General features: G+C 69.1%; 13 protein-coding genes. 4 read left to right on the top strand and 9 right to left on the bottom strand.

Annotation, left to right across the window (positions count from 1 at the left end; all coding sequences use genetic code 11):
* Nucleotides 1-18: 18 nt before the first annotated feature.
* Both K2Z83_RS01320 and K2Z83_RS01315 read right to left on the bottom strand, forming a co-directional pair.
* Nucleotides 19-1,038 (bottom strand): LCP family protein, encoded by a 1,020-nt coding sequence (locus K2Z83_RS01320; protein WP_255603091.1) that lies wholly within the window; start codon nucleotides 1,036-1,038, stop codon nucleotides 19-21.
* 267 nt (nucleotides 1,039-1,305) lie between these two features.
* Entirely contained in the window at nucleotides 1,306-2,115 is an 810-nt protein-coding gene (locus K2Z83_RS01315) for a biotin--[acetyl-CoA-carboxylase] ligase (RefSeq protein ID WP_255603090.1), read from the bottom strand.
* A 284-nt stretch (nucleotides 2,116-2,399) separates the two neighbouring features.
* Between K2Z83_RS01315 and amt the strand changes: the two genes are divergently transcribed.
* Nucleotides 2,400-5,717: an ammonium transporter gene (gene amt, locus K2Z83_RS01310; protein WP_220593376.1), complete on the top strand. Its 3,318-nt coding sequence runs from the start codon at nucleotides 2,400-2,402 to the stop codon at nucleotides 5,715-5,717.
* 85 nt (nucleotides 5,718-5,802) lie between these two features.
* Here the strand turns inward: amt and K2Z83_RS01305 are convergent, their stop codons facing one another.
* Both K2Z83_RS01305 and K2Z83_RS01300 read right to left on the bottom strand, forming a co-directional pair.
* On the bottom strand, nucleotides 5,803-6,723 hold the full coding sequence (locus K2Z83_RS01305) for a cation diffusion facilitator family transporter (protein ID WP_220593375.1): 921 nt from the start codon (nucleotides 6,721-6,723) through the stop codon (nucleotides 5,803-5,805).
* A gap of 74 nt (nucleotides 6,724-6,797) precedes the next feature.
* Nucleotides 6,798-7,979 carry an acetyl-CoA C-acetyltransferase gene (locus tag K2Z83_RS01300; RefSeq protein ID WP_220593374.1) on the bottom strand — a complete coding sequence of 394 codons (1,182 nt, stop codon included), beginning with the start codon at nucleotides 7,977-7,979 and terminating at the stop codon, nucleotides 6,798-6,800.
* 304 nt (nucleotides 7,980-8,283) lie between these two features.
* Between K2Z83_RS01300 and K2Z83_RS01295 the strand changes: the two genes are divergently transcribed.
* Nucleotides 8,284-9,990, top strand: a complete 1,707-nt coding sequence (locus K2Z83_RS01295) for an ATP-binding protein (protein ID WP_220593373.1) — start codon at nucleotides 8,284-8,286, stop codon at nucleotides 9,988-9,990.
* A 51-nt stretch (nucleotides 9,991-10,041) separates the two neighbouring features.
* Here K2Z83_RS01295 and K2Z83_RS01290 read toward each other — a convergent pair whose 3' ends face one another.
* Nucleotides 10,042-12,411 carry a xanthine dehydrogenase family protein molybdopterin-binding subunit gene (locus K2Z83_RS01290; protein WP_220593372.1) on the bottom strand — a complete coding sequence of 790 codons (2,370 nt, stop codon included), beginning with the start codon at nucleotides 12,409-12,411 and terminating at the stop codon, nucleotides 10,042-10,044.
* Between the two features lie 154 nt (nucleotides 12,412-12,565).
* On the opposite strand from K2Z83_RS01290, the gene K2Z83_RS01285 reads away from it, so the two are divergent.
* Both K2Z83_RS01285 and K2Z83_RS01280 read left to right on the top strand, forming a co-directional pair.
* Entirely contained in the window at nucleotides 12,566-13,597 is a 1,032-nt protein-coding gene (locus K2Z83_RS01285; protein ID WP_220593371.1) for a Gfo/Idh/MocA family protein, read from the top strand.
* A gap of 217 nt (nucleotides 13,598-13,814) precedes the next feature.
* On the top strand, nucleotides 13,815-15,143 hold the full coding sequence (locus K2Z83_RS01280; RefSeq protein WP_255603089.1) for a nucleotide sugar dehydrogenase: 1,329 nt from the start codon (nucleotides 13,815-13,817) through the stop codon (nucleotides 15,141-15,143).
* A gap of 1 nt (nucleotide 15,144) precedes the next feature.
* On the opposite strand, the gene K2Z83_RS01275 is transcribed toward K2Z83_RS01280, so the two are convergent.
* From K2Z83_RS01275 to K2Z83_RS01260, 4 genes are all read right to left on the bottom strand, one after another.
* Nucleotides 15,145-16,230, bottom strand: a complete 1,086-nt coding sequence (locus K2Z83_RS01275; protein ID WP_220593370.1) for a glycoside hydrolase family 26 protein — start codon at nucleotides 16,228-16,230, stop codon at nucleotides 15,145-15,147.
* Nucleotides 16,231-16,527: 297 nt separating this feature from the next.
* Nucleotides 16,528-17,913 (bottom strand): cellulase family glycosylhydrolase, encoded by a 1,386-nt coding sequence (locus tag K2Z83_RS01270; protein ID WP_220593369.1) that lies wholly within the window; start codon nucleotides 17,911-17,913, stop codon nucleotides 16,528-16,530.
* A gap of 290 nt (nucleotides 17,914-18,203) precedes the next feature.
* The gene (locus tag K2Z83_RS01265; protein ID WP_220593368.1) at nucleotides 18,204-19,421 is read right to left on the bottom strand and encodes a glycosyltransferase family 2 protein; all 1,218 of its coding nucleotides are present in this window, start codon (nucleotides 19,419-19,421) and stop codon (nucleotides 18,204-18,206) included.
* A complete protein-coding gene (locus K2Z83_RS01260) occupies nucleotides 19,418-20,734 on the bottom strand; it encodes a lipopolysaccharide biosynthesis protein (RefSeq protein WP_220593367.1) in 1,317 nt (438 codons plus the stop codon). Before K2Z83_RS01260 ends, K2Z83_RS01265 begins: the two co-directional genes overlap by 4 nt.
* Nucleotides 20,735-20,776: the final 42 nt, after the last annotated feature.

The following is a 20,776-nucleotide window of genomic DNA, read 5'->3' as shown; positions in this document are numbered from 1 at the left end:
CCCCCAAACCCCTTCTTTTTACTCTCCACCGGCGGTGGAGGTGGCCTCGCCGGTGAACTGGGCCACGATCCGCTTCAGCGAGCGCGGCTCGGCGGCGAAGGTCGCCGGGGGGCGCAGCTCGACGATCGTCGTCGAGTCGATCGCGTAGCGCAGCACATCCTCGGGGCTGATGCCGCGGGCGAAGTTGGCCAGCGCAAGCATGCGCCCGCGGTCCTTCAGGTCGAGGTCCGTCTTCACATAGCCGCGCAGGGCGCCGGTGTAGTCGTCGAGGCTGGTGAGCTGCTGGAGCAGGCCGCGCTCGCGGACGCGGTTGAAGATCGCCATCAGCACCAGCTGCTGGCGCTGGTTGCGCCCGAAGTCGCTGTCGGCGTGGCGGGTGCGCGCGTAGATCAGGGCGTGCTCGCCGTCCATCTGCTGCGGGCCGGCGGCGAAGCTCACGCTGATCGTGCGGAAGTCGTCGGTGGGGTAGGCCGGGTCGCTGATCGCCTCGGGCACATCGACGGTGATCCCGCCGAGCTGGTCGATCAGGGTCTTGAAGCCCTGGAAGTTGATCAGCACGAACTGGTCGACCTCGACGCCGAGCAGCTTGCCCACGGTGGACTTGGCCAGGGCCGCGCCGCCGCCGGGGCCGTACTTCTTCTCGCCCACGGCGAAGGCCGCGTTGATCCGGCCCTCGCCGCCGCTGGGGTAGGTCACCCACAGGTCGCGCGGGATGGAGAGCATGCTGACCCGGCCGCTGTCGCGCTCGAGTCGGACGAGCACGATCGCGTCGGTGCGGGTGGGCTCGGTGTCGGTGGGGCGGGCGTCGGTGCCGAGCAGCAGGATGTTCAGCGTCTCCTGGCTGAGGCTGGCCGCGGCTTCGCCGCCACTGGCGGCGGAGACGGGGGCGCTCCCGTCGCTGGGAGCATTGGCGGCGGCCTCAGGCTGGGCCTGGGCATCGCCAGATGCTTGGCTCGACGCCGGGGGTGTCTGGGAGGCTGCGCTGGCAGATAGAGAGGTGTCCGTAGGCAGCTGGATCACTGCCGGCGTTACGATCATGGAATCGATATCGTCAAGGGCCTGTCGCCACTCATAGGCGAGGCGCAGCATCGTGGCTGCGACTATCAGACTGACGAAGATAACGGCGCTGAGAACGAGGCGCCTACGAGAGAACGGCATACCTCCATCTCTCCGGTTATTCAAGATTTTGATGCCCTTTACTATACCACAGGTTGTCAGAGGCCAACGGTGGCGGCGATGAGATGAGGGTGAGAGGGGGGTGAGCGCGGCCACCGGGCGGCCACCGGGCGGCCACATGTGTCGCCCCTACATTCCGACATCGCCTGTGGTGATGGTGTGCAGCGCCCCGGCCTGATCGCGCAGGAGGAGCGCTCCGCTCGGATCGACCGACTCGGCCAGTCCAGTGATCGGCCCCTGCGGCGCCTGCACCGTGATCGTCTGCCCGAGCGTGTGGAGCCGCCCGCGCCAGGCCGTGAACAGGGCCAGATCCTCGCCGGCGATCAGCCTGGCGTGCCAGGTGTCCAGGTGGCGCAGCAGGGCGCGCAGCACGGCCAGGCGATCCACGGGCCGCCCGGCCGCCGCGCTCAGGCTGGTGGCCGGGTAGGGCGTGGCCTCGGGCGGCGGCGCCGCGCTCACGTTCAGGCCCATGCCGATGATCACCCAGTCGATCGCCTGGCCGCCGCTGGCCTCCAGCAGGATGCCCGCCGCCTTGGCGTGGCCGCCGGCGGAAGTCGGCAGCAGCAGGTCGTTCGGCCACTTCAGCGCGGCCGCCATCCCGGTCTGCTCGGCCACCGCGTCGCAGAGGGCGACCGCGGCCATCCAGACCATGCTGATCGCCCGCTCGGGGGCCAGCCATGCCGGCCTGAGGGCCAGCGAGAGCAGCAGGGCGCTGCCGGGGGGGGCCACCCAGACCCGCCCGCGCCGCCCGCGCCCGCTCGTCTGCTCGTCGGCCAGCACCAGCAGCGGCAGATCGTCGTCTGCGAGCGATGGTAGCAACTGGCGTGCCACGTCCATCGTCGAGCCGACCTGCGCGTAGGAGCGCACCGCGCGCGGCAGCGTTGCTGTGCGAAGATCGGCCAGTATCGCCGTTCGATCAAATACGTCGTCGCCCATCATATCGCACCATTTTACCAGAGGTTTGCCCTGAGGGGACTGCGGCTTCAGAGCCGCCAGGATAGTGTTATGGCAGTAGCGCAGAAGGAACGCTGTCACCCTGAGTCGCCCGGCTACGAAGGCCGCTGAAGCGGCCTGTCCGAGGCCGCTTCAGCGGCCTTCGTAGATTGAGCCGGGGGCTTCAGCCCCCGGCGGGCGGCGTCGCGCAGCGTTCCTTCTGCGGTATTGCGTGTTATGCTTATGCCTAAAGCTGATGGGTTGACGCTGAGCGCGCGGAGGGTCTGGCTGTGACGAAGTCGGCGACGGACATCATGTGGCTGGTCATCTGTGCCGGGCTCGTCTTTATGATGCAGGCCGGCTTTATGTGCCTGGAGGCGGGGGTCACGCGGCGCAAGAACAACATCAACGTCGCGATGAAGAACCTCTCGGACTTCGGGGTCTCGACGCTGGTCTACTGGCTGATCGGCTACGGGCTGATGTTCGGCCTGAGCCGGGGCGGCCTCTTCGGGTCGAGCGGGATGGCCCTCGACCTCGGCCGGCAGCAGCCCTGGGCCGCCGCCTACTTCTTCTTCCAGGTGATGTTCTGCGGCACGGCGGCGACCATCCTGGCCGGCGCGGTGGCCGAGCGCATGCGCTTCGCCTCCTACCTGATCATCATGGTGCTGATCGCCGGCTTCACCTACCCGATCTTCGGCCACTGGGTCTGGAACCTGGGCGTCGACGGGCGGCCGGCCGGCTGGCTGAACAGCATGGGCTTCGTGGACTTCGCCGGCTCGTCGGTGGTGCATAGCTTCGGCGGGTGGACCTCGCTGGCGGCGCTGCTGGTGATCGGCCCGCGCATCGGCCGCTTCCCCAAGGGCGGGCCGCCCCAGCGCATGCAGGGCGCCGACATCCCCCTGGCCACCCTCGGCACGCTCCTGCTCTGGTTCGGCTGGTTCGGATTTAACGGCGGCAGCACCCTGGGCATGGACGGCCGCGTGCCGGGCGTGCTGATCAACACCGTCCTGGGCGGGTCGGCCGGGCTGATCTTCACCCTGGTGGCCGGCTGGCGCGTGCGCGGCCGGGCCGAGGTCGACCTGGCGCTCAACGGCGCCCTGGCCGGGCTGGTCGCCGTCACCGCCAACGCCCACGTCGTCTCCTCGCTCAGCGCGGTGATCATCGGCGGCATCGGCGGCCTGCTCATGCTGGCCTGCGACTATCTGCTCATCCGCTGGCGGATCGACGACGCCGTGGGCGCCATCCCGGTCCACCTGGCGGCCGGGATCTGGGGCACCCTGGCGGTCGGCCTCTTCGGCGAGCCGGGCCGGCTGAACACCGGGCTCTCGTTCCTCTCGCAGGTCGGCGTGCAGCTGCTCGGCATCCTGGTCTGCGGCGTGTGGACTTTCGGCATCACCTACCTGGCCCTGCGCCTGATCGACCGGGTCTTCCCGCTGCGGGCCAGCCCCGAGGACGAGGAGATCGGGCTGAATGTGTCGGAGCACGGCGCCACGACCGACATGCTCGATCTGTTTATGGTGATGGACCGCCAGTCGCGCACGGGCGACCTGAGCCTGCGCGTGCCGGCGGACCCCTTCACCGAGGTCGGCCAGATCGCGACGCGCTACAACAGCGTGATGGAGACCCTGGAGCGGGCGGTGGCGCGCACCGAGACGATCGTGCAGACGGCGATGGACGGCATCGTGACCTTTAGCCGGCAGGGGCTGCAGATCAGCACGGTGAACCCGGCGGCCGAGGCGATCTTCGGCTACCGCGAGGCGCAGCTGGCGGGCCAGCCGGCGCCGGTGCTGCTCGGCGACATCGCGGGCGGGGCGATCTCGGCCCTGGCGGCGACGGCGCTGATCGGCGAGACGGCGGCCACCGCGGCGCGGCGCGAGATCACCGGGCGGCGGGCTGACGGCAGCACCTTCCCGGTCGAGGCCCAGTTCACCGAGGCCCGGCTGGGCAAGGAGCCCTTCTTCACTGGCACCTTCCGCGACATCACCGAGCGCAAGCGGGCCGAGGCCGAGCTGATCCAGGCCAAGGAGGCCGCCGAGGCGGCCAACCGGGCCAAGAGCACCTTCCTGGCCAACATGAGCCACGAGCTGCGCACCCCGCTCAACGCGATCATCGGCTACAGCGAGATGCTGCGCGAGGAGGCCGAGGAGACCGGCAGCGAGGATCTGGTGCCCGACCTGGAGAAGATCCGCACCGCCGGCAAGCACCTGCTGGAGCTGATCAACAACATCCTCGACCTCTCGAAGATCGAGGCCGGGCGCATGGACCTCTACTACGAGCGATTCACGGTGCGCAGCCTGGTCGATGAGGTGGCGGCCACGATCGCGCCCATGGTGGAGCGCAACCACAACCTCCTGGTGATCGCGCAGGACCCGGCGGTCGATATCCTCAACGCCGATGTGACCAAGGTGCGCCAGGTGCTGCTGAACCTGCTCTCGAACGCCAGCAAGTTCACCGAGGGCGGCACGGTGACGCTGCGCGTCAGTTTGATTGCAGATTGCAGATTGCAGATTGCAGAATCGGGCTTGAGCGCGGCGCAATCTGCAATCTACAATCTGCAATCTGCAATTGTGTTCGAGGTGATCGACACCGGCATCGGCATGAGCGCGGATCAGATGGACGGGCTGTTCAGGGAGTTCAGCCAGGCCGACGCGAGCACGACGCGCAGGTACGGCGGCACCGGGCTGGGCCTGGCGATCAGCCGGCGCTTCTGCCAGATGATGGGCGGCGACATCGCGGTGACGAGCGTGCCCGGCGAGGGCTCCACCTTCCGGGTGACGCTGCCGCTGGGGCTGCCGATCGTGCCGGCGCACGATGCCGGCGTCGATGCGGGCGGCGTCGGGCCGGCGGCGCTGACGCAGGCGGCGGTGCTGGTGATCGACGACGACCCCGAGGCCCGCGAGCTGATCCGGCGCACTCTGGCGCGCGAGGGCATCCAGGTGATGCTGGCGAGCGGCGGCGCAGAGGGGCTGGCCATGGCCCGCGCGGCCCGGCCGGCGGTGATCACGCTGGACGTGATGATGCCGGAGCTGGACGGCTGGGCTGTCCTGGCCAAGATCAAGGCCGACCCCGATCTGCACGACGTGCCGGTGATCATGATGACGATGGTGGACGACCGGCAGCGCGGCTTCGCCCTGGGCGCGGACGACTACCTCATGAAGCCGGTGGACCGCGAGCGCCTGCTGCGCGTGGTGGAGTCGCACCGGCCGTCCGTCGCGGCCGCCTCGAACATCCTGGTGGTGGAGGACGACCCGGGCACCCGCGAGATGCTGCGGCGCATGCTGGAGCGCGAGGGCTGGCAGGTGGCCGAGGCCGACAACGGCGAGGTGGCCCTGGGCCGGGTGGCCGAGCGCCGGCCCGACCTGATCCTGCTCGACCTGATGATGCCGAAGATGGACGGCTTCGAGGTGATCAGCGCCCTGCGCTCGACGGCCCTCTGGCGCAGCATCCCGATCGTTGTCCTGACAGCGATGGATCTGAGCGCGACCGACCGGATGCGCCTGAACGGCTATGTGGAGAAGGTGCTCCAGAAGGGCTCGTACAGCCACGAGGATCTGCTCGGCGACGTGCGGAGCCTGGTGCTCTCGTACATCGCCCGGGGCGAGGGGTAGGGATTGTAGATTGCAGATTGCAGATTGCAGATTGTCGGGATGTCCGGAGCGCAATCTGCAATCAGCAATCTACAATCTGCAATCATCACCGCACCCGGTCGAGGGTCTGGTCGTCGAAGGATGCCGGGTCCTCGATCGGCTCCAGGTGGGTGAAGATCGTGGTGTTGGGCAGGGCGGCGCGCACCTCCTGCTCGATCTGCTCGAGCAGGTGGTGGCCGCGCAGCACGCTCCAGGAGCCGGGCACGAGGATGTGGACGGAGACGAAGCGGCGGGATGCGGCCTCGCGGGTGCGCAGGGCGTGGTACTGGATGCCCTCGGCCTCGGCGTAGCGGTTGAGGATGGCGAGCACATGCTGGCGCTCTGCGGCGGGCAGGGCGGTGTCGAGCAGGCCGAGGGCCGAGCGCTGGAGGATGCGCGCGCCCGTCCAGACAATGTTGGCGGCCACGATCAGGGCGATGACCGGGTCGAGCAGCTCCCAGCCGGTGAGCGCCACCAGGGCCACGCCGACGATCACGCCCGCCGATGTCCAGACATCGGTCATCAGGTGGTGCGAGTCGGCCTCCAGGGTGATCGAGTGGTAGTGGCGGCCGGCCCGCATGAGCACGCGGGCCACGGCGAAGTTGATCGCCGAGGCGCTCACCGAGATCGCCAGGCCTAGCCCGACCCCCTCGATCGGCTGCGGGTTGAGCAGGCGGCCGACGGCGGCGTAGGCGATGCTGGCGGCCGCCACCAGGATCAGGGAGCCCTCGACACCACTGGAGAAGTACTCGGCCTTGCCGTGGCCGTAGGCGTGATCCTCGTCGGGCGGGCGGGCGGCCACGGTGAGCACCACCAGGGCGACGATCGCCGCCACCAGGTTGACGACCGACTCCAGGGCGTCGGAGAGCAGGCCGACCGAGCCGGTGATCAGGTAGGCCCCGGCCTTCAGGCCGATCGTGACGACCGCCGCGGCGATCGAGAGCCATGCGAAGCGAGTGAGGGATGTGTGTGTCTGAGATGCTGTCATTGCACCTGCTAGTCGTAAGGGCGCAGCAGCGCCGCGCTGCTGCGCCCTTACAGTGGAGTGGCTGCTACATCCTGCTACGCCAGCTCGATCGCCATCGCGACGGCCTCGCCGCCGCCGAGGCAGAGGGCGGCGAGGCCGCGGCGCCCGCCGCGCTGGCGCAGTGCGTGGATGAGGGTGACGATCACGCGGGCGCCGCTGGCCCCGATCGGGTGGCCGAGGGCGATCGCCCCGCCGTTGACGTTGAGCCGGTCGGGGTCGATGTCGAGGGCGCGCGCGTTGGCCACCACCTGGGCGGCGAAGGCCTCGTTGATCTCGAATAGGTCGTAGTTGTCGATGCTGGTGCCGGTGTGCTGCAAGAGCCGCGCCACGGCGAAGGCCGGAGCGGTGAACAGCTCCAGCGGCCTCACGGCGGCCTGGGCGTAGCCGACGATGCGGGCCAGGGGCGTCAGGCCGAGGGCGGCCGCGCGTGACGCGCCCATCAGCACCAGGGCCGCCGCGCCGTCGGTGATCCCGGGGGCGTTGCCGGCGGTGACGGTGCCGTCGGCGGCGAAGGCCGGCCGGAGCCGGGCCAGGGCATCCATGTTCGTGTCGCGGCGCGGCCCCTCGTCGGTGTCCACCAGGGCGCGCTGGCCCCTCGGGCCGGGCGCGGACACCGGGGCGATCTCATCGCGCAGGCGCCCGGCGTCGATCGCGGCGATGGCGCGCTGCTGCGACTGGAGGGCGAAGGCGTCCTGCTGCTCGCGGGTGACGTGGTGGCTCTGGGCGATCCACTCGGCCGAGCTGCCCATGTGGTGGTGCTCGAAGGGGCACCAGAGCCCGTCGTGGACCAGCGCGTCCACCAGCTCGCCGCCGCCGAGGCGGTAGCCGTGGCGGGCCTCGGGCAGCAGGTAGGGCGCGCGGCTCATGCTCTCCATGCCGCCGGCGGCGATCACCTCGGCGTCGCCGCCGCGGATCATCGCGGCGCCGATCATGGCCGCCTTCATGCCGCTGCCGCAGACCTTATTGATCGTCAGGGCGCCGACGCTGTCAGGCAGGCCGGCGCCGATGGCGGCCTGGCGGGCGGGGGCCTGGCCGAGGCCGGCGCCCACCACGTTGCCCATGATGCACTCGCTCACGCTGGCTGGGTCGACCCCGGCGCGCTCAACGGCGGCGCGCACGGCCTCCGCGCCGAGCTGGGTGGCGGTCAGGCCGGCAAACGCCCCGTTGAACTTGCCGATCGGCGTGCGGGCCGTGCCCACAATGACGATATCGTCCATTGACACCTCCTGTTCATTTGTCCGCTATTATACCTGCCCCCGCTACGCCCGGGTGCGGCGTATAGTCTTGCAGCGGTGCTCTGGCGGGCGGCTAAAACCGCGTCGCCGGGGCGCTGCGCGCCGAGCGTCGGCCTGCGCCGACGCCGGAACCGCCCGCGAAGGCGGGCGGGCGGCCGCAGGCCCCCCCCGGCGCGGCTTCAGCCGCAGGCCCGCATGCAAGAGTTTACGTCACACCCGCTACGCCCGCCGCATCCTATGCTATAGTGAGGCTCCGGCCACATATCGTACTTAGGGCTCTTTCGCTATGCGATCACGCCGCCGCTCACGCTACCGCAAGCACACCGCCGCCACGAGCCAGCAGCTCCTGCTCGCCCTGATCGACCTCTACCAGATGCTGCGCACGCCGCGACCCCTCGATAGCCTGCTCCAGGCCATCCTTGACACCGCCATCGCCTATGTGCCGGGCGCCCAGCGCGGCAGCCTGATGGTGCTGGAGGGCGACGTGATGTGCTACCGGGTGGCCTTCGGCTACGACCTGGATCAGCTGCGCGCAGTGAGCTTTCCTGCCGACAATGTCTGCGACGCACTGTTTCACGGCGATCGGGTCATCCAGATCTGTAATCTTACCGAGCTGGATCAGGCCTTCCTGGGCGCGGAGGCCTATCAGATCATGCTGGAGCACGGCCACGTGGCTGCGATCCGGCGCTCGATGGTGACGGCGATCATGCTCGGCGGGGCGTTCTATGGCACGCTCACGCTCGACAACCTGCACGACCCGGCCCCCTTCCCGCCCGAGGCCGAGGCGCTGGCGCTGCTGCTGGCCGAGCATGCCGGCGCGCTGCTGGAGCAGGCGCTGCTGATCGAGCGGCTGCATCAGGCGAACACGAGGCTGGTCGAGTCGGAGAAGCTGGCCGGGCTCGGCCGATTCATCGCCAACATCGCCCACGAGATCAACAACCCGCTCACGGCGGTGATCGGCTACAGCGACTTTCTGGCTGAGGCCGAGATGAGCCTCGACAGCCAAGAGATGCTCGGCCAGGTGCGGGCGGGCGCCGAGCGGGTGCGGGCGATCGTGCGCAACCTGCAGATCTTCGCCCGCCAGCAGAAGAGCGGCGAGATGCCGGTGAGCCTGAGCCAGATCGCTGAGCAGGCGCTCACCCTCAAGCGCGGCGACTACACCCTCGATATGATCGAGGTGCAGACCGACCTGCACCCGGATCTGCCGCTGCTCTGGGGCGACGGCGGGCAGCTGAGCCAGGTGCTGCTCAACCTGCTCGTGAACGCGCAGCACGCCCTGCGCCAGCGCCAGCCGCCGCGCCAGCTGACGCTCCGCACCTGGCGGGAGGGCGGCGAGGGCGCGCCGGCCCGGCTGCTGCTCAGCGTGCGCGATAACGGCCCGGGCATCGCGCCCGCGGTGATCGGGCGGATCTTCGAGCCCTTCTTCACCACCCGCCCGCCCGGCCAGGGCACTGGCCTGGGCCTGAGCATCTGCGCGGAGATCATCCAGCATCACGGCGGTGCGATCAGGGTCGCCTCTGAGCCTGGCGCGGGCGCGGAGTTTACCATCGATCTGCCGCTCCGCGCCATGCCGCACGCCCCGGCGCCCGCGCCGGCGACACCCGCGCCGCCGGCGGCGCGGCACATCGGTCTGCGCATCCTCTCGGTGGACGATGACCCGGTGGTGCGGGCGGTGATCCGGCGCACCCTGGGCGATCAGAATGATCTGGTGCTGGCCAGCGGCGGCGCGGAGGCGCTACGGCTGATCGTGTCGGAGACCTTCGATCTGGTGCTCTGTGACCTGAGGATGCCCGAGCTGAGCGGCGAGCAGCTCTACCGCCTGGTGGCGGCGATTCGCCCCGAGGCAGCGGCGCACTTTCTGTTTATCAGCGGGGACACGAGCAGCGCGATGACGCGGGCCTTCTTGGCTGAGGCGGGCCGGCCCCTGCTGGCCAAGCCCTTCACCGCAGCCGAGCTGCTTGCGGCGATCGCGGGGGTGGTGGGGGCACCGTAGGGACGAAGCATTCCGTTCTGGCGCGTAGCGCCAGAACGGAATGCTTCGTCCCTACTTCGCGTTGATCGCCCGCCAGACCTTCTCCGAGCGCATGGGGATGTCGATGTGGCGCACCCCGGCGTGGCGCAGGGCGTCCACCACCGCGTTGGCGATCGCCGGCGTGGAGCCGACGGTGGCCGCCTCACCGATGCCCTTGACCCCCAGCGGGTTGAGCGGGGTGGGCGTGACGGTCTGGTCGAGGGTGAAGGCCGGGAAGAAGCTGGCCTTGGGCAGGGCGTAGTCCATCAGCGAGCCGGTGATCAGCTGGCCGCTCTCGTCGTAGACGACCTCCTCCAGCAGGGCCTGGGCGATGCCCTGGGCCAGGCCGCCGTGGACCTGCCCGGCCACGATTATGGGGCTGATCCGCGGGCCGCAGTCGTCCACCGAGAAGTAGCTGCGCACCCGCACCACGCCGGTGTCCGGCTCCACCTCGACCACGGCGACGTGCGCGCCGAAGGGGTAGATCAGGTCGGCCGGGCGGAAGAAGTCGGTCTCCTCCAGGCCGCTGTCGATGTCGTCGGGCAGCTTGCTGCTGTAGGCGCGCTTGGCGAGCTGGGACAGGGTCAGGCTGGCGTCGGGGGCGCCGCGCACCTGGTAGCTGCCCTCGATCAGCTCGACGTCGGCCTCGTTGGCCTCAAGCATGTAGGCGGCGATCTTGCGCAGCTTGTCGCGCAGGCGGGTGGCCGCGCGGGCCAGCGCACCGCCGCCCACGGCCAGCGAGCGCGAGCCCATGGTGCCCACGCCCATCGGCGTGGTGGCCGTGTCGCCGGACTTGAAGACGATCCGCTCGAAGTCGGCGCCGATCTGGTCGGCGACGATCTGGGCGAAGGTGGTGCCGGTGCCCTGGCCGTGCGGCGAGATCCCGGTGGTCACGGTGACGCTGCCGCTGGGCTCGACCTTGATCTGGGCGCTCTCGTAGGGGCCGAAGCCGCACATCTCGACGTAGCAAGCGATGCCGATGCCGAGCAAGGGGACAGGGGACAGGGGAGAGGGAACAGGATCCGCACCAGCACCTTCGGGCTGTCCCCTGTCCCCTGTCCCCTGTCCCCTCCTTGCCGCCTGCTCGGCGCGCAGCCCCGCGTAGCCGGAGATCTCCAGGGCCTTGGTGAGCGCCTTGTCGTACTCTCCGCTGTCGTAGTTCAGGCCGGTGGCCGTCTTGTAGGGGAAGGCGTCGGGCGGGACGAAGTTGACGCGGCGCACCTGGGCCGGGTCGAGGTCGAGCTCGGCGGCCACCAGGTCGATCATGCGCTCGATATAGTAGGCGGCCTCGGGGCGGCCGGCCCCGCGGTAGGCGGCCACCGGGGTGGTGTTGGTGTAGACGCAGGTTGTCTCAAGGTCGACCACCGGAATCTTGTAGACGCCCGTGGCCATGGCGGTGGTCAGGTCGGGCAGGCCGGGGGCCAGCGGGTAGGCGCCGATGTTGGCCAGTACGCGCATGCGCAGGGCGCTGATCGTGCCGTCGGCTTCGACGGCGGCCTCCATGTCCGTCACCTGGTCGCGGCCGTGGGTGGTGGCGAAGACGTGCTCCAGGCGGCTCTCGACCCAGCGCACCGGCGCGCCCAGGCGCATGGCCAGGGCCGGGATCAGCGCCTCCTCGGGGTAGACGCCGATCTTCACGCCGAAGCCGCCGCCCACGTCGGGGGCGATCACGCGCACCTGGCTCTCGTGCATGCGCAGGACGGCGGCGACCTCACCGCGCACCTGGTGCGGGGTCTGGGTGCTCGTCCAGAGGGTGAAGCCGCCGGTGGCGGCGTCGGGGGCGGCGGCCACGGCCCGGCCCTCCATGGGCATGCCGAAGAGGCGCTGGTTAACCATGCGCTGCCTGACGACGCGGTGGGCCGCGGCGAAGGCGGCGTCGGCGTCACCCTTGGCCCGCCTGCGCGAGTGGTCGATGTTATTGGCCATGCCCTCAAAGAGGATCGGGGCGTCGGGCTCCAGGGCGCGCCGCGGGTCGGCCACGCTGGGCAGGGGCTCCCAGTCCACCTGGACGGCCTCGGCGGCGTCGATCGCCTCGGGCATGCTGGCGGCGACCACGGCGGCGACGGCCTCGCCGGCGTGGCGCACGACCCCCACCGAGAGCGGGTAGCGGGTGCGGGCCGTCTGCACGGCGCCGCCGCCGCCCTCGCCGGAGCTGGCGCTGGGCAGCAGCCCGTAGCTGGCCCGCAGGTCCTCGCCGGTGATCACGGCTACCACGCCGGGCATGGCCTCGGCGGCGGCGCGGTCGATCGCGCCGACGCGGGCGTGGGGGTAGGGGCTGCGCACCAAGGCCACGTGGAGCATGCCGGGGAGCTTCAGGTCGCCGACATAGGAGCCGGCGCCGCGGATGAGCCGCGGGTCTTCTTTGCGCTTCACCTCGGCGCCGATCAGGGCGGCGTATGCCATGGGGGGCTACCTTTCGTTACTCTCGCTGCGGGGTTTCTCTATGATACCACGGGGGAGCTGGGGCTAGTACGGGCGCAGCAGGCGCAAAGCGCCTGCTGCGCCCGTACATGGGGTATCATCTGGAGGGGCAAGAGGACGTTTACGAGGGGAGACCATGACACCGATACGGATCGTGCAGGTTGGGATGGGCGGCTGGGGCCGCGACTGGGCGAAGATGCTGGCCGGCCGGCCCGAGCTGGTCGAGGTGGCAGCCTATGTCGATATTGCGCCCGAGATGCTGCGGCTGCTCCAGCAGGAGGGCGGCGCCCCCGCCGAGCGCTGCTTCGCCACGCTAGATGCGGCCCTGGCGGCGACGGACGCCGAGGCGGTTCTGGTGACGGCGGCGCTCGGCGGCCACGTCCCGGTGGCCGAGGCCGCCCTCGCGGCGGGCAAGCACGTGCTGGTGGAGAAGCCCTTCGCGCCGTCGGTCGCCGAGGCCGCGCGGCTGGTGGCCCAGGCCGAGGCCGCCGGCCTGGCGCTGATGGTCAGCCAGAACTACCGATTCTTCCCGGCCGCGCAGGCGGCCGCCGCCCTGGTGCGCGGCGGCGAGCTCGGCCCGGTGGGCGCGGTGAGCCTGCAGTTCCGCCGCGACGCCAACGGCCGCGAGCCCGGGCATTCGCACTTCAGCCTGCGCCACCCGCTGCTGCTCGATATGTCGATCCACCACTTCGACCTGATGCGCTTCGTGCTGGGCCAGGAGCCGACGGCGGTGAGCTGCCACGCCTGGAACCCGGCCTGGAGCAACTTCGCCGAGCCGGCGGCGGCCTCGGCCACGATCACCTTCGACGGCGGGGCGGTGGTGAGCTACCAGGGCAGCTGGGTCAGCCCGGCGTCGAAGACGCTGTGGGCCGGCGAGTGGCAGATCGAGTGCGCGGAGGGGGTGATCAGCTGGACGAGCCGCGATGACGCCAACACGCCGGAGGGCGAGGAGGTCACGGTGCGCCGGCGCGGCGCGCGGGCCCGCCGCGTGCGCCTGCCCGACATGGCCCACTGGGATCGGGCCGGCTCGATGGCGGCGTTCGCCCACGCCATCCGCAGCGGGGAGACGCCGCCCTCCAGCGGGCGCGAGAACCTCGGCAGTATTGGGCTGACCTTCGCGGCGATCACGTCGGCGGAGACCGGCCAGGCGCTGGCGGTTCCTCGATAAGAGCAGGCGGCAGGCAGCGCAACGCGCTGCCTGCCGCCTGCTCTTATCTCAGGGCTGATGCAAAACCGCCGCCAGGCGGGGGTTTGGGGGTGGCGAAGCCACCCCCGATAAAAGACAGGGCTGGTGCGAAGCACCAGCCCTGTCTTTTATCGGGTAGAGGAACCTGTGCTATCCTTGGCGCGATATGCTGCATGTTTCGCTGAAGGATAGAGACATAATGGATGCTATGAACGACCTGCGGCGCATGATCACTGAGCGCAGCGCCCGCGTCGGCGTGATCGGGATGGGGTATGTTGGCCTGCCGCTGGCCGCCCGCACCGCCGGGCTGGGCTTCCCGGTGATCGGCTTCGATGTGAGCGCCGAGCGGGCTGCGGTGCTGAACCGTGGCGAGAGCTATATCGGCGATGTGCCGGGCGAGGTGATGGCCCGCCTGCGCGCCGATGGCCGGATTGAGGCCACCACCGACACCGCCCGCATGGCCGAGTGCGACCTGCTGGTGATCTGTGTCCCCACCCCGCTGAACCAGACCCGCGACCCTGACCTGAGCTTCATCGTGTCGGCCATCGACGCGATCGCCGCCAGCCTGCGCCCCGGCCAGCTGGTCATCCTGGAGAGCACCACCTACCCCGGCACCACCCGCGAGGTGGTGCAGCCGCGGCTTGAGGCCGGCGGGCTCACTGTCGGCCAAGAGATCTTCCTGGCCTTCTCGCCCGAGCGGATCGACCCCGGCCAGACCAACAGCAAGGGCTGGGGCGTGGAGAACACGCCGAAGGTGGTCGGCGGGACGACGCCGGCCTGCACCGAGCTGACCAGCGCCTTCTACGGCCAGATCACCAGCCGCGTGGTGCCGGTATCGTCGCCGGCGGTCGCCGAGATCACCAAGCTCTTCGAGAACATCTTTCGGGCGGTGAACATCGCCCTGGTGAACGAGCTGGCCCTGCTCTGCGACCGCATGGGCCTGGATGTGTGGGAGGTGGTCGATGCCGCCGCATCTAAGCCCTACGGCTTTATGAAGTTCACCCCCGGCCCCGGCCTCGGCGGCCACTGCATCCCGATCGACCCGTTCTACCTGACCTGGAAGGCCCGCGAGTATGATCTGACCACCCGCTTCATCGAGCTGGCCGGCGAGATCAACACGCAGATGCCGCGCCACGTCCACGATCTGGTGGTGCGGGCGCTCAACCGGCAGCGCAAGGCGCTCAACGGCTCGCGGGTGCTGCTGCTGGGCGTGGCCTATAAGCCCGATGTGGACGACTACCGCGAGTCGCCGGCCTTTAAGGTGATGGATCTGCTGATCGAGGATGGGGCCGAGGTGATTGCCTGCGACCCCCACGTGACGCGCTTCGAGTCGCATCAGGGGCAGGTCTTCGCGACGACGCCGCTCGACGACGCGCTGCTGGCCGGCTGCGACTGCGCGGTGATCATCACCAACCACAGCGCCTTCCCCTACGCGCGGATCGTCGAGCTGGCCCCGGCGGTGGTGGACACGCGCAACGCGACGCGGGGGCTGCCCGAGGCGCTGCGCGCGAAGGTGGTGCTGCTGTAGGCTACGGCCGCAGGGGCGCGATCGTCGTCGGGCCGGCGTCGCCAAACAGATTGGCGGCGTAGCGGCTCGACGCGATCTCGCCGGCGAATGCCCGCGCCGCCTGCGTAGAGCTCTCGATCGGCCACTCGTACTTGCCCGCGCCGCCGTCCTGGTTGAACCAGAGCAGCGCCCGCACCTTCGGGAACTGTGCGGGCATGCCGGCGAGCGAGGCGGCGATCCAGGCCGCCTTCGACCCCGGCCGACCGATCGGGCCGCCATTCTCTGCCGAGGCCACCTCGGCGATCATCACCGGCTTGCTCGGCGCGATGCGGGCCAGCTCGTCGTACAGCGGGCGAAAGATCTGCTCCGCCGTCAGCCAGCCGTCGACCCCGTCGGCGCCGAAGTTGTAGCCGTCCAGGGCCACCCAGTCGACGTAGTCGTCGCCAGGGTAGAGCGAGGCCGCCGGCGTGAGTCGACCGTATCCAGTGGCGTTTAGGCACCAGACCCAGGTAACGTTCGTCACGCCAACCTGGGTGAAGATATCGTGGATGTGGCGCCACGCCTTTACAAAGTCGCCGGGCTGATTGTCGTTGGCCTGCTCGCTCCAGACGTACCACCAGCCATTCATCTCGTGGTTGAGCCGCAAGAAGAGCGGGTGGCCCCAGCTCTTTGCGTCGGTGGCCCACTGGCGGATGAAGGCGTCGTGCTTGCCCTCGTAGATGGCGCGCAGCTGGAAGTCGGGCTGGCTGATCCCCTGGCCCTGCGCGTCGGTGGTCCAGGTCATCATCGGGAGCGACCCGTGGGCGCGGATGGCGTTAAACTCGCCCTTTAGGAAGCCGCGGTAGGCGCCCTGCTCCACCCATGAGTGCGTCCAGTGGAAGATCGACACCTTCTTGCCCACGTTGGCCTCGAAGGCGTCCAGCTTGCTCATGTCATAGGGCGGCCCTTTTACGGCGGCGCCCCAGTAGAGGTCTGGCCCGGAGCCTGTGCTGATGACGATGGGCAGGTTGACGCGGTAGGTTGTGGCGGCCTGGTTGGGCTGTGAGATGCTGAGGCTTAGCAGCGTGACGGTGAGCATAGCCCATATGAGCGGGGTGTGATGTCTCATGATGTGCCTCGCGGAGATGACAAAAAATTTAAATCTGGTTAAGAAAACGTCATCCTGGCCAATGTTATCATACGCGACTCCACGCCCCGACATGCGCCAGAGCGACACGCCAGGAGCCAGCATCGCTGGCTCCTGGCGTGTCGCTCTGGCTAGTACTCCGTCCGAGCTATGCTGGCAGGTTGGGAGACGGGCTCGACAAAACCCCGGGCATCTGCGTCAGGACGCAGCGCGCTGCGTCCTGACGGCACACCATAGAGCCCCAGCGAGATCCACACGCTCGATCTTCTGAGGAAGCTCTTAGGGCGTGGGCGCCTCCTGCGCTACCGAGTACGGCCCAGCGACCCCATCGAGGTTATAGGCCCTGACCCGATACCAGGCGGGGCCATTGGCCGGCGGCAGTCCGGACCAGGGGGTGTCGTAGTCGGTGGCACAGCGGTCGCAGATCACCTGCCACGGCCCATCTGGCCCGGCCGTCGCCCGCTCAATGCTGTAGGTGTCGGCGCCGGCCACGCCGCGCCAGGCGATGCGCTCACCCAGCTCCGTGATCAGCGGCGCGACAGGGATGCCGCTGGCGGGCGGTGCGACTCCGCGCATGACATAGGCGTGATCGCGCAGCAGCCGGGCGCGCCGGCGCATCTCCTCGGTCTCGCCGGGGTAGTGCAGCTTATAGCCACCATTACTATTGACATACCCATGATCGTCGAGATGGCCGAAGAGCGCCCAGTACATATCGCCAGCGATCGTAGGGGTTTCCTCGATCACCCTGAGGAAGCTCTCGAGGCTGTCGCCGCCCTTGGTGTTGCTCCAGTCGAACTCGCCCACGAAGAATGCCTTGTCGGCGATGGCGACCTGTAGGGCGACCGCAGCGAGCCTGCTGCGATCCATCGGGTAAAAGTGCAGGGTGTAGATATCGACCGCAGGGATCGACAGGGCCGCCTCATCGACTCGCACGTTGCCGTCGATGATGAGCTGCCTCGGGGCGATCTGCTTGATGTAGCTGGCGATCTCGCGCGTCCACGATGTCGGCGGGCGGATCTCATTGCCAGTCTCCCAGGCCATGATCGTTGGGTCGTCTTTGTATGCCACGCCGGTATAGGTGTTGACCCGGTTCAGGATGAGCGCGACATATTCCTTGAAGTCTGCGATCACCTCGGGGTCGGTGTAGAAGGCCTCGTTGGGCTTGTCGCGCCAGCGGGCGAAGGTGCCAGTGCCGCCGTGATAGTAGTTGTAGTTATCCACCAGCGGCATGATCAGCCGCAGGCCGTAGGTTTGCGCCGCCGCGATGGCATAATCGACGTGGACGAGGGCCTGCTCATTGATGCTGTTGAGGGTAGGCTTGATGCAGCGTGGGCAGCCAGCAGAGATGACAGCGTGCGTGCGCACAACCGTTGCGCCCATCTCGCGGGCGGTTGCGAGGGCGTCGCTCACCCGGAAGGGGCTCGGGTAATCGACCCCGCCGACATTCTCATCGAGGCCGAGCCAGTAGATATTGCTGCCAGCGAAGCGGAATGGCTGTGCGGCGAGGGTGAGGGTGCTCCCCTGGCGCTCTACGAAGGTGGCGGCGATGGTCGGGGTCGGGATGGGCGAGGGTGTCGGCGGGGCGGCTGGGGCCGGTGTCGCTGGCCGGGCTGCGTCACCACACTGCGCTAGGGTGATAACTATCACTGCGATCCCGATGATCATGGCCGCCCGTCCTGTGTTGTGCGTTCGATCCGGTCGTGCCATCGCACCTCTTCAATAAGGGAAACGGATCTTTTTAATCGTCCCGTCGTGATGCGTGATGCGTGATCCGTAACTCGGCCACGCATCACGCATCACGCATCCATCGGGATAGTTAAATTCTTCCACTTCCCTAACGCCTCTCCTGGGCCCATCATCTTCCTCCATCATACGCCATGGCCGGACGAAAAAACCAGCGCGAGCTGCGAGCTAATGGAGTGACGCTCGTTGCTGCTCAGCAGCGCTCACGCCGCCTACGAGTGCGCTGAGGGCTGCTCGTGCTCAATATGGTGGCGCGGGCCTTTGAAGTGCATCGTGGTCGCGCGCATCGTGAGGGTTGCGATGCAGGAGGCGGCCAGAGTGAGGTACCAAAGAAATGGTGGGGCCCAGATCAGGGCGAGCCAGCGCGACTCGCGGGTATAGGCGGCGACCTCGATGGCGAGCCCGATCCGTGAGAGGCCGGCCCATGCGATCAGGGCGGCCCATACTGTCAGCCCAGCGGCGGCCAGGTCGGGCGGGCCGGCGATGGCGAGCGCCACGGCCGCCAGTGTTGCGATGGCGCAGAGCCAGCCGACGGCGTAGGGGTAGATGCTGCCCAGGGTCTCCATCGGGCTGCGGAAGAAATAGGTCCGGTGCCGGAACAGCGAGGCGAGGTGCGCCCGCCGCCAGCGCAGCTCGTTCTTGCACCACTCGCCCAGGGTCGCCGGGCGCTCAGTGTAGGCGAGTGCGTCGGGGCAGTAGGCCCGCGCCGCGCCGGCGGCGGCCACCCGCGCGTCGAGATCCCAGTCTACGCCGACCGGGACATCTTCGGGGAAGCCGCCGAGCTGATCGATCAGCGTGCGGCGCATAGCGATGCCACCGCTGCCCTGGAGGTGGGCGTGGCCGTGGATCTGGTAGGCGGCGATCTTCTCCATCTGACCGTGAAGTGAGAAAGGCGTGCGGCGCAGCGGCAGGTAGTTCCCGGTGCTGGCCACAGCCGCGCCAGCGGCAAGCGGCGCGACCATGGTGCGCAGCCATCCCGCTTCGATCTGCGTGTCGGCGTCGAGGATGACAACAACCTCGCCTGTGGCGAGCCGCAGCCCATCGTTGAGCGCCGCGTTCTTCCCGCGCGGGCGCTGCTCGATCACCACGATCCGCGGGTCAGCGGCGGCGGCCTGGGCTGCCGCGTAGGTGCCGTCAGGCCCCCCGGCCACCACCACCGCCGTCCACTTCGGATAGTCGAGGGCGCGCAGCTGGCGCATAAGGATCTCGATGGTGCCGCGCTCGCGCCATGATGGGATGATCAGCGTGGCCAATGGCCAGCGCTGTGGCGGCGGCGGCGGGGCCCAGCGCCGCGCGGCGCGCGCCTGCGTGCCGCGCCCGTATGCCTGGGCGGCTCGGTAGAGCGCGTACAGTGTCAGGGCGAGCGCCAGGGCGATCCTCGCGGCGTCGATAATGTCGGGCAGATCTCCCACAAGCTTCGCTCCGATCACGCGATATGCTTCCCGACCTGCTCAGTGTGTGTTGGCGTCGCCCCCTGGTCGAAGATCGCCGTCCGGTAGACCAGCGGGGACATGATCACGGCGGCGATCGTCTCGACAATCAGCAGGCCGAGGCACAGTCCAACCAGCCCATCGAGTGAGGCGCCGATTGCGGCCGCCAGTAGGCGGAGCAGGCTTACCACCGCTATCAGCTTGGTGGCCTGGAGCGTACGCCCGTGGATGCGCGCAATCGTCGCGTAGTGCTCGCGGATGATCAGCGGGAAGACCGACAACCCCAGGATGCGCAGCGGCCAGAGCGACTCGGCCACGTAGGCCTTGCCGAACAGCGAGAGCAGCAGGTGGCCGCCGGGGAAGAGCACCAGGTTCGCCGCCAGGGCGATAGCTAACCCCGCCGCCAGGGTGAAGCGCAGCCGCTGCGCCAGCGCCGCCGGGTTGCCCGACCCCACCGCGAAGAGCACGGTCGCCAGCGACACCGGGCCGACCGAGACGAAGCTTGCCAGCATCCACGCCGTGTAGAAGTAGGCGTTCGCCGAGACCGAGAGCACCGCAGTGACGATCAGCGGCAGGATCATGCCGGGGGCGAGCACCACCATGTTGAGCATGTGGTGCTGGAGCGATGTCCAGCCCAGGCTGCGCAGCACCGCCCACTGCATCGTGATCCCGCTGAGGCCGCGCCGGGCCACCACATAGGCCGCCAGCGCCGCCAGCGCCGCCAGGTTCCCAACCAGCCATGTGACGTAGATGCTCATCCCGGTGGTGTCGACGATCAGGGCGGCCGCCAGCCAGAGCGACCCGAGCTTCACCAGCCCGAAGATCGTGTTGCGCGAGAACTGGAGCCCGCCCCGCAGCAGCCCGATCAGCGCCTGGTCGAGCACCAGGGCCACCGCCGTCAGCCCGGCCCCGAGGGCGAAGGTCGCCACCATCCCGAGGCTCGATGAGAGCAGCGCCAGGTCGCTCGTCAGGTAGGGCGACAGCATCGCGAAGATCGCGCCGATCAGGGTGGCCGCCAGCCCGGCCACGACCAGGGACGTGGCGATCAGCGCGGCCCGATGGCCGGATCGGCGCGGCAGCTCGCCGATCAGCATCGTCCCCAGGCCCAGCATGCTCACCGTGCCGATCAGGGTCATCGTCGAGATTGCCGCAGCCGCAAACCCCACCTCTGCCGGGGTGAACGCGCGCGCCGCTAGCCACCAGTAGAGAAACCCCAGCGCCGCCGAGACTCCGGTGGTCGCGACGAGCGAGCCGGTGTTCAGCAGAATATCCAGGTTGCTGATCCGCTTGAGTCGTGTGCGTAAGGCGTGCATCGATGTGTCCATAGTACGATATCGGAAGGCGGCGGAGGCGCT

It is taken from the genome of Oscillochloris sp. ZM17-4 (assembly GCF_019599295.1).
In the GTDB taxonomy this organism is placed as follows: domain Bacteria; phylum Chloroflexota; class Chloroflexia; order Chloroflexales; family Chloroflexaceae; genus Oscillochloris.
Note: the sequence above shows the minus strand (reverse complement) of the source record. Positions and strands in the feature narration are given on the sequence as shown.

Coding starts and splice junctions, on each gene's coding strand:
- K2Z83_RS01320 (WP_255603091.1), bottom strand. CDS start 1,038: ATGATCGTAACGCCGGCAGTGATCCAGCTGCCTACGGACACCTCTCTA.
- K2Z83_RS01315 (WP_255603090.1), bottom strand. CDS start 2,115: ATGATGGGCGACGACGTATTTGATCGAACGGCGATACTGGCCGATCTT.
- K2Z83_RS01305 (WP_220593375.1), bottom strand. CDS start 6,723: ATGACAGCATCTCAGACACACACATCCCTCACTCGCTTCGCATGGCTC.
- K2Z83_RS01300 (WP_220593374.1), bottom strand. CDS start 7,979: ATGGACGATATCGTCATTGTGGGCACGGCCCGCACGCCGATCGGCAAG.
- K2Z83_RS01295 (WP_220593373.1), top strand. CDS start 8,284: ATGCGATCACGCCGCCGCTCACGCTACCGCAAGCACACCGCCGCCACG.
- K2Z83_RS01290 (WP_220593372.1), bottom strand. CDS start 12,411: ATGGCATACGCCGCCCTGATCGGCGCCGAGGTGAAGCGCAAAGAAGAC.
- K2Z83_RS01285 (WP_220593371.1), top strand. CDS start 12,566: ATGACACCGATACGGATCGTGCAGGTTGGGATGGGCGGCTGGGGCCGC.
- K2Z83_RS01280 (WP_255603089.1), top strand. CDS start 13,815: ATGGATGCTATGAACGACCTGCGGCGCATGATCACTGAGCGCAGCGCC.
- K2Z83_RS01275 (WP_220593370.1), bottom strand. CDS start 16,230: ATGAGACATCACACCCCGCTCATATGGGCTATGCTCACCGTCACGCTG.
- K2Z83_RS01270 (WP_220593369.1), bottom strand. CDS start 17,913: ATGATCATCGGGATCGCAGTGATAGTTATCACCCTAGCGCAGTGTGGT.
- K2Z83_RS01260 (WP_220593367.1), bottom strand. CDS start 20,734: ATGCACGCCTTACGCACACGACTCAAGCGGATCAGCAACCTGGATATT.